Genomic DNA, 704 nt, shown 5'->3' on the forward strand with positions numbered 1-704 from the left:
TTGATACCACGCAGCAGAACACCTACGTTCTCACCAGCACGGCCTTCGTCCAGCAGTTTGCGGAACATTTCAACGCCAGTACAGGTAGACTTAACGGTGTCTTTGATACCAACGATTTCAACTTCTTCGCCAACTTTGATGATACCGCGCTCAACACGACCGGTAACAACGGTACCACGACCGGAGATGGAGAATACGTCTTCGATTGGCAGCAGGAACGGCTTGTCGATAGCACGCTCTGGCTCTGGGATGTAGCTGTCCAGCGCTTCAGCCAGTTCGATGATTTTCGCTTCCCACTCAGCTTCGCCTTCCAGCGCTTTCAGCGCGGAACCGCGGATTACTGGCAGGTCGTCGCCTGGGAAGTCGTAAGCGGACAGCAGTTCGCGAACTTCCATTTCTACCAGTTCCAGCAGCTCTTCATCATCAACCATGTCGCATTTGTTCATGAATACGATGATGAAAGGAACGCCAACCTGACGACCCAGCAGGATGTGCTCACGGGTCTGAGGCATTGGGCCATCAGTCGCAGCAACTACCAGGATCGCGCCGTCCATCTGAGCAGCACCGGTGATCATGTTTTTCACGTAGTCGGCGTGCCCTGGGCAGTCAACGTGCGCGTAGTGACGAGTCGGGGTGTCATACTCAACGTGAGAGGTGTTGATGGTGATACCACGAGCTTTTTCTTCTGGCGCGTTATCGATCTG

General features: G+C 54.0%; 1 protein-coding gene. It reads right to left on the bottom strand.

Annotated elements, in window-relative coordinates; all coding sequences use genetic code 11:
* Positions 1-704 (bottom strand): elongation factor Tu (locus ACJ8HB_RS24940; RefSeq protein WP_164146231.1); only part of this gene is annotated, 704 nt, incomplete at both ends.

The sequence above is a fragment of the Serratia sp. CY27727 genome, from assembly GCF_052169275.1.
In the GTDB taxonomy this organism is placed as follows: domain Bacteria; phylum Pseudomonadota; class Gammaproteobacteria; order Enterobacterales; family Enterobacteriaceae; genus Serratia; species Serratia sarumanii.